Here is a 7,109-nt window from a genome sequence, read left to right as displayed (position 1 = left end):
CTATTTAGTTTTCAAGGAGCGAAATTAAATAAGCAGAATCATAACGATTTTAAGTTGACACTATATTGCTAGCATTGCGGTCTGGTACCACAAAATTTTGCGAAAGACCTCATAACTAAAATCGGTAAAGAAGTATCGAAAGAGCGTCGAGTGCTAGGAATCGAAGAGACTAAATTGTTCCTTACATATGCTAAAGATCACAGATTCTACAATATATTCGTTGTGGCACTTGAGACCGGAATGCGAATCGGAGAGCTTAGAGGACTGTACTGGAGCGATATAGATTTTGAAAGACGAGCGCTACATGTGAGAAGAACAATGTGTCATATACATGGGGAGAACGGGTATTATTTCGAAGAGCACGAGCCAAAAACATTCAATGGAAAACGGTTAATTCCGCTTACAAATGCGTGTATTGATGCACTTATACATCAAAAGCTATTGAATGAAACTAGAATTAAAAAACGCAAATGTTGGGATTTTAAAGACCTGGTGTTTCCTACAAGCAGTGGTAAACCTTTTCAGGAGGTGGCAGCAATTGACGCAATAAATGAGATACTCAATAAAATGGAAGCTGATGGAATTCGTATAAAGAAATTCACTCCGCATGCGTTCAGACATACTTTCGCAACAAGGGCTATAGAGAATGGAATGAGCCCTAAAACGCTTCAAAAAATATTAGGTCACAGCTCATTGCAGATGACAATGGATTTGTACTGTCATGTCTCAGATGAGACTTTATTTGATGAGATGAAAAAGATGGAAAATCAAAATGGTGTAAAAGTGGTGTAGTAAAAAAAACTATAGTCTGAAAACCCTTGATTTTACTGGATTTCTAAAGTCAATCTTTAAGAAAAAGTTAATTTTATACATTTTACGCAACAAACATGGAAATTTGTATATGATTTTGGTATAATATGGAAAAATGCTTTTACAGTGGAAGAAGAAATGCTGTTATAATGAAACAAGATATGGGAGGAAAGGAATATGAAAAAGAGAAGTCGCATTCTGGTATTGATACTGACAGCCATGCTTTCCACAGAACCAGTCCAAATTGTATATGCGGAAACTGCAGAAGCGACGCCTGTGACTTCTGAAAGTACTTCCGTTAATCCAAAAGAGGAAAATGCAGATAACTCTGCAGTTGTTCCACCGAAAGCTGATCCTGGCTGGGTAGCTGTAGAAAAAGGGTATCAATGGCGGCAGGAAGATGGTACTTTACTTCAGAAATCGGGTTGGGTAACGATCAACGGCAGGAAATATTATCTCCATAAGAGTGGAATTCGCTATTCAGGCTGGCAGATATATAAGAACAAAAAACGCTATTATCTGTCGAATGGTGATGCGGCAAGAAACAGATGGATAAAATACAAAGGAAACTATTATTACATCCGAAAGAACGGAACCAGCGCGCCGAAGAGTAAATGGCTTACTGTGAAAGGTAAGAGATATTACATTGGAAGAAAAGGCTATCGGCTGACCGGTTTACAGACCATTAAGGGGAAGAAATACTATTTTAATTCAAAAGGTGTTCTCATCAGAAATAAAACCAGCTATAAGATAAAGGGAAAGGAATACGAGATCAATTCAGAAGGAGTTGCCATTCAGGTTTCTGCACTTAAAGCTGAGTGTATGCGAAAAGCAAGGAAATTTGTGGAGAAGCATACTGCTCCGAATATGTCCAACAGCCAGAAATTCAGAACCTGTTTCAATTATCTTATGGGCTATACTGATTTCAAGCCATGGATTTATCCTACTGATGAAGAGTTTAGGACTCAGATCTGGCCTTATCAGTCTGCCATTTACATGTTTGATAATAATCTTTCAGGATGCTGTTACGGTGTTGCAAGTGCAGTTGCTGCATGTGCCAAGGTTTTAGGATATGAGCCGTATGTAATTGCCACCACTGGCGATCATGGATTTGTAATGATTGATGGGCTTTATTATGACAATATGGGACCTTTGTTCGGGGCATCTACCCATTTTGCATATTCTGTAAGATCAAGTGTGAAATTTTAAGGCAGAAACTGCTTTAAAAATAAAAAGCGAAGTAACTATTCAGAAGACAGTATTCCGCAAGGTGCGCGAATTCATGCAAATCATGATTCAACTGAGAAGGTACGAAAAAGTTACAAAGCTAAAAATTTTTATAAAGGAGATTTAGAAAATGAAAAAGTGGAAAAAATTACTTCTTCCTGCAATGTGTGTATTTATGCTGCAGACACCAGTAATTGCAAATGCAGAGGTAGCTGGCAGCAGTGATGGAGCAGCCGCTGTAGTCGAAAATCCGGTTGCAGCTCCCACACCTGCATTATTAAATGGAATTATTAAGAAAGGTTCCAAAACCTATTATTACAAAGACGGCGTAATGCAGAAGAACTGCTGGAGTGCAGATAAGAAACAGTACTTTGGTAAAAACGGAGTGGCTTATGCAGCGCCGAAGGAGAGCGGTTATAAGAAAAATGTTGTAGTTAAGAAGATTGGCAAAAAGTACTATGGATTTGACCGAAATGGATATAAAGTAAAAAAAGGTGTATATGCAGACCTGAAAGGAACCCCTTATTACTTTGATAAGAATGGTGTACGTGTAGCCAAGAAGAGCAGCCAGCTGAAAAAAGCCAGCAAATATATGGAAAACGGTGTGAAACTTCGCAAACTTCTTGGCAAACCCTCCAAGACCAGATCCTATTCCAGCTGTATGAATGGTGTAAGCAAAGATATGAAACTGACATATGCAAATATCTATGTATCACTTGGAAAAAAAATCAGCGGTGGTGAAATCATATACGGTATTCAGCCCCGATAGAATATGCAGATTGCAAAAATGATATTTGGAGCCGGATTTTTAGATTAACGGACTCTAAATAATAAAAGAAATATAAGATTGGAGAAAATAAATATGAGAAAGATTACCAAAACATTGGCAGTTGTTCTGTCACTGAGTATGACACTTACAATGGGAACTCCTGTATTTGCAGAAGGAACCGCGGACAGCAGTACTACTGTGACAACTGTAGTTGAAGCTCCGGTTGTTACACCTACACCTGCGCAGGAAAACAAACCACCGAAAACAGGTTTCTACAAAAAAGCAGGTAAGACCTATTATTACAAGAATGGAAAACTTGTAAAAAACAAATATGGCTACAAAATCAAAAATAAATATTATCATATCAACAAAAAAGGTGTGGTAACCACAGCTTCCACAGCCGAGAAACTGGCAGCAATCCGACTTAAAAAATGCGGCGGAAACCTTAAAAAAGCATTTACCTGGAGCTCCACAAAAATTAAATATTTCGGCGGCGTAAAGAAACCGGGAAAAAGTAAGAATGCAGTTGAATATTATGCAGCGTATGGCTTTAAATATGGCAAAGGTGACTGCTATGTAATGGCTGCAACTTTTGCTATGATGGCGAAAGTAAAAGGGCTGAATGTTAAATTTGTTATGGGTTCTGTGCCGCAGCGCAACGGCAAAGACGGCGAGCATGCATGGTGCGAGATTAAATCCGGCAAAACCACTTATGTATATGATCCGAACTTTGCATATACATACCGCAATAACCCAAATGTCAACAGTGGATACAAATTCAAATACGGTGCTAAGGGAACTTACAAATATAATGAAAAAAGAACAAAAATCAGCTTCTGATTTTTTATAACTAAAAAGAATGACATAAGGAGATTGATCATGAAGAGAAAATTATTAATGGCATTATTAGCAGGCACATTAGCCATTGCAGCTCCGGTAAGCTGCTTTGCAGCAGAGACAACTGAAGCAGCTGAGGCAGATGCTGCAGAAGACAGCTCTGATGAGGAAGAGGATGCAGATGCAGAAGAGGCAGATGCGGAATCAGCTGATTCTGATGATGCAAAAGAAGAAAGGACCGCTGCCAAAAAGAAAGAAGACTTAAAAACAGTTGGCGAAAAGACAGAAGGCTGCATTGCTTTTAAACTGAGAAATGGTACAGGCAAAAAGATTACAGGACTTGCGATCAAGACTGCTGATGAGACAGAATTCCCTGAGAATATGATGGAAGCTGACGATGTATTTGAGTTAAAAGAGAAGAAGAGAGTATATTTTTCCAAAGAAAACAGTGAAGCAGAGACAGCGGAAGAAACTTCTGAGGATACTGCTCCAACTCATGATATGCAGCTTACCTTTGAAGACGGAACAACAGCAGATGTTCACGGTATTGTACTTGAGGATCTTGGTACCCTTACTCTTCGCGAGAAGGATGGAATTATTTATGGTACTTATAAACTGAAGAGCACCAAAGAGAAGAAGAGTACATACGATACTGAGAAAGCAATCGCTGACCAGGCAGCTGCTGATGCAGCCGCAGCTCAGGCAGCAGCAGACCAGGCGGCAGCTGCACAGCAGACAGAGAGTTATGATTACTCCTACGACAACAATGATTATTCCTATGATTACGGCGGTGGGGATGATTATAGCGGCGGTGATGACGGCGGAGACGGCTGCCTGGATAATGGTCTTTTAAATTAAAAAGATTTGCTTCCTATAGAGGGGCACACCATATAGGACTTTCAGTTGCTTTGCAACTCAAATACAGGACATGGCTCTTGCACTGTGAGGAGCAGTGCAGAGCCATGTCCGGTTTAGGAGAAAAATATGTCGTTAGTATCTAATCTGTTTATACTATTTGTGGCGGCAAGTGTACTTATTTACTATCTTGTCCCACGCAGATTTCAGTGGATCGTTCTTCTTGCTTTCAGTTATATCTATTACATAGCAGGCGGTCCCCGTTACGTTGTCTTTATTCTTTTTTCCACCCTTGTAACCTGGCTGCTGGCTCTTCTCATTGAAAAAACAGAAGGAAACGGCAATCACAAAGGTGCAAAAAAACTTTTAATTCTTGGGCTGATTCTCAATTTCGGGATGCTTGGCGTGGTAAAGTATACCAACTTTACAATAGAGAATATCAACGCCCTGTTTCATTTACATTTAAGAGGAATTGAACTTCTGTTTCCCCTTGGAATTTCTTTCTACACATTTCAGTCTTCCGGATATCTTCTGGATGTATATTGGAAGAGATGTAAGGCAGAAAGACAGCCGTTTAAGTATGCGCTGTTTGTATCTTATTTTCCCCAGATTTTACAGGGACCTATTGGTAGATACAGTCGTCTGGCAAACCAGCTTTATGCAGAGCACAAATTTGAAAGTCAGAATATTGTCAGAGGGTTTGAACGAATTCTCTGGGGCTTTTTTAAGAAGATGATTCTTGCAGATTGGGCTGCGGTTTTTTCAGATGCGATTTTTTGTGATCCGGAGAAATACAATGGAGTTGCTCTGCTTGGAGTATTATTTTATCTGATTCAGATTTATGCAGATTTCTCTGGTGGAATGGATGTTGTGATCGGTATTTCTTCTATGTTTGGAATTGAATTGGATGAGAACTTTAAAAGACCTTATTTTGCAGTATCGACTGCAGATTTCTGGCATCGCTGGCACATCACCCTTGGAACCTGGATGAAGGATTATGTATTCTATCCGGTTACATTATCTCGTTGGATGAGTAAATTCGGTAAGAAATGCAAAAAAGTATTTGGTAAGAAAATCGGCCGTGCTATTCCAATTGGTGCAGCAAATCTGATTGTATTTTTCCTTGTGGGTATTTGGCATGGAGCTGCATGGAAATATATCGTATATGGTATGTATAATGGTATCATTATTGCATTTAGTGGAATTATGGCTGATAACTATCGCAGTTGGAAGAAAAAACTGAATATTTCCGGTAAAGAAACCTGGTATTACGTATTTACAGTAGTCAGAACGTTTATACTGGTTCTTATTGGTAATTATTTTGATCGGGCAGACAGTGTAGGACAGGCTTTTCTTATGATGAAGCAGTCCCTGACAAGTTTTGCTCCATCTCAGCTTCTTATGATTCCGGCAGGTAAACAGGGGACTGCATTTACTCCTTATGCTCTTTTGATCATTGGTGTTTTATGTGTGATTCAGTTTATTGTCAGTGTACTTCAGGAAAGAGGAGTGAAAATTCGCGAGTCTCTTGCAAAGCTTCCTTTACCTGTTACAGCTGCCATTTATTTTTGCATGCTGGTATCCATTGGCTTGTTTGGTTCCACTGCAGTAGCGAGAGGTTTTATTTATGCACAATTTTAAGAAAATCGTAAAGACAGTACTGGTACTTGCTGTGTGTATAACACTTCTTGTAGGATTGGATATGGCGCTTTATCCATGTACCTTTATGAGGAATGATATTCATGCAGTGGTAAATAATCAATATGATGACATTATTCTGGGAACTTCTCACGGAATGACAGATATTGATCCGGCAGTAATGGAAGAAATTACAGGAAGAACTGGTCACAATATGTGCGTTGGAGGAGAATACGTAATTGACGCGTATCATATTGCGAAGCTGATTGCAGAGAAGCAGAAGCCTACCAGAATTATTTATGAAGTGGATCCGGAATATCTGGTTTCCAAAAAAGAAGAAGGAAACAATTATCTTCTGTTTTATCACGAGTTTCCTTTCTCAAAAGCTAAATTGGAATATTTCTGGAATTCTATTGCGGACTGCAATTTCAGAACTGTTCTGTTTCCGTGGTATGAATATTCACTTAGCTATGAGCTTGGAAAAGTAAAGGAAACTTTTTCTCAGAAATGGAATAAAGATTATGATATTTCCCATTTAAAGAGCGATACCCAGGAATACCATGAAAGTGGCCTGATTGAGCGTTATCCGGTTGATACAACCAAGCTGAAAATGCAGTCTATGAAGGATTTTACAGAAGATCAGGTAAACCCGCAGAATATGGAATATCTTGGAAAGCTGATTGATTTTTGCGCGGAAAATAATATTGAATTTGTAGCTGTAACTACTCCGATTCCAATTGATACACTGAAAGTTTACAGTGATAATTTTAATGCGGCTTCAAAATATTTGGGAGAGTATTTTAATCAAAAAGGAATTACTTACCTGAATTTTAATACACAATACTTCAAGGCATTTTCTCACGACTTAAGCAGTTATACGGACTATAATGGTCATATGAATGGAAATGCTGCAAAAGAGTATTCTAAAGTGTTGGCAAATATTTTAAACCAAATTTAATATATGGAGGTGTCA

7 protein-coding genes are annotated in these 7,109 nt (G+C 38.8%); all 7 read left to right on the top strand.

The window, feature by feature from the left end:
* Positions 1-150 precede the first annotated feature (150 nt).
* Positions 151-792, top strand: coding sequence for a tyrosine-type recombinase/integrase (locus AB5Z12_RS02330; RefSeq protein WP_368368540.1), 642 nt, complete (start codon positions 151-153; stop codon positions 790-792).
* Positions 793-987: 195 nt separating this feature from the next.
* Positions 988-2,019 (top strand): N-acetylmuramoyl-L-alanine amidase family protein, encoded by a 1,032-nt coding sequence (locus AB5Z12_RS02325; protein ID WP_148462593.1) that lies wholly within the window; start codon positions 988-990, stop codon positions 2,017-2,019.
* Between the two features lie 148 nt (positions 2,020-2,167).
* A complete protein-coding gene (locus tag AB5Z12_RS02320) occupies positions 2,168-2,806 on the top strand; it encodes a hypothetical protein (protein WP_148462592.1) in 639 nt (212 codons plus the stop codon).
* Between the two features lie 93 nt (positions 2,807-2,899).
* Entirely contained in the window at positions 2,900-3,646 is a 747-nt protein-coding gene (locus tag AB5Z12_RS02315; RefSeq protein WP_202017098.1) for a transglutaminase domain-containing protein, read from the top strand.
* Positions 3,647-3,685: 39 nt separating this feature from the next.
* Positions 3,686-4,501, top strand: a complete 816-nt coding sequence (locus AB5Z12_RS02310) for a hypothetical protein (RefSeq protein WP_368356829.1) — start codon at positions 3,686-3,688, stop codon at positions 4,499-4,501.
* A gap of 126 nt (positions 4,502-4,627) precedes the next feature.
* Positions 4,628-6,139: an MBOAT family protein gene (locus tag AB5Z12_RS02305; protein ID WP_148462590.1), complete on the top strand. Its 1,512-nt coding sequence runs from the start codon at positions 4,628-4,630 to the stop codon at positions 6,137-6,139.
* On the top strand, positions 6,126-7,094 hold the full coding sequence (locus AB5Z12_RS02300) for a hypothetical protein (RefSeq protein ID WP_148462589.1): 969 nt from the start codon (positions 6,126-6,128) through the stop codon (positions 7,092-7,094). Before AB5Z12_RS02305 ends, AB5Z12_RS02300 begins: the two co-directional genes overlap by 14 nt.
* The last annotated feature ends 15 nt before the right edge of the window (positions 7,095-7,109 follow it).

This window comes from Ruminococcus sp. RTP21358st1_G6_RTP21358_211008, assembly GCF_040908885.1.
GTDB lineage: Bacteria > Bacillota > Clostridia > Lachnospirales > Lachnospiraceae > Blautia_A > Blautia_A faecis.
The sequence above is the reverse complement of the archived record's forward strand: the minus strand, read 5'-3'. Positions and strand labels throughout refer to the sequence as shown.

Bases quoted from the DNA above. Each gene is read 5' to 3' on its own strand.
- AB5Z12_RS02325 (WP_148462593.1), top strand. From the start codon at position 988: ATGAAAAAGAGAAGTCGCATTCTGGTATTGATACTGACAGCCATGCTT.
- AB5Z12_RS02320 (WP_148462592.1), top strand. From the start codon at position 2,168: ATGAAAAAGTGGAAAAAATTACTTCTTCCTGCAATGTGTGTATTTATG.
- AB5Z12_RS02315 (WP_202017098.1), top strand. From the start codon at position 2,900: ATGAGAAAGATTACCAAAACATTGGCAGTTGTTCTGTCACTGAGTATG.
- AB5Z12_RS02310 (WP_368356829.1), top strand. From the start codon at position 3,686: ATGAAGAGAAAATTATTAATGGCATTATTAGCAGGCACATTAGCCATT.
- AB5Z12_RS02305 (WP_148462590.1), top strand. From the start codon at position 4,628: ATGTCGTTAGTATCTAATCTGTTTATACTATTTGTGGCGGCAAGTGTA.
- AB5Z12_RS02300 (WP_148462589.1), top strand. From the start codon at position 6,126: ATGCACAATTTTAAGAAAATCGTAAAGACAGTACTGGTACTTGCTGTG.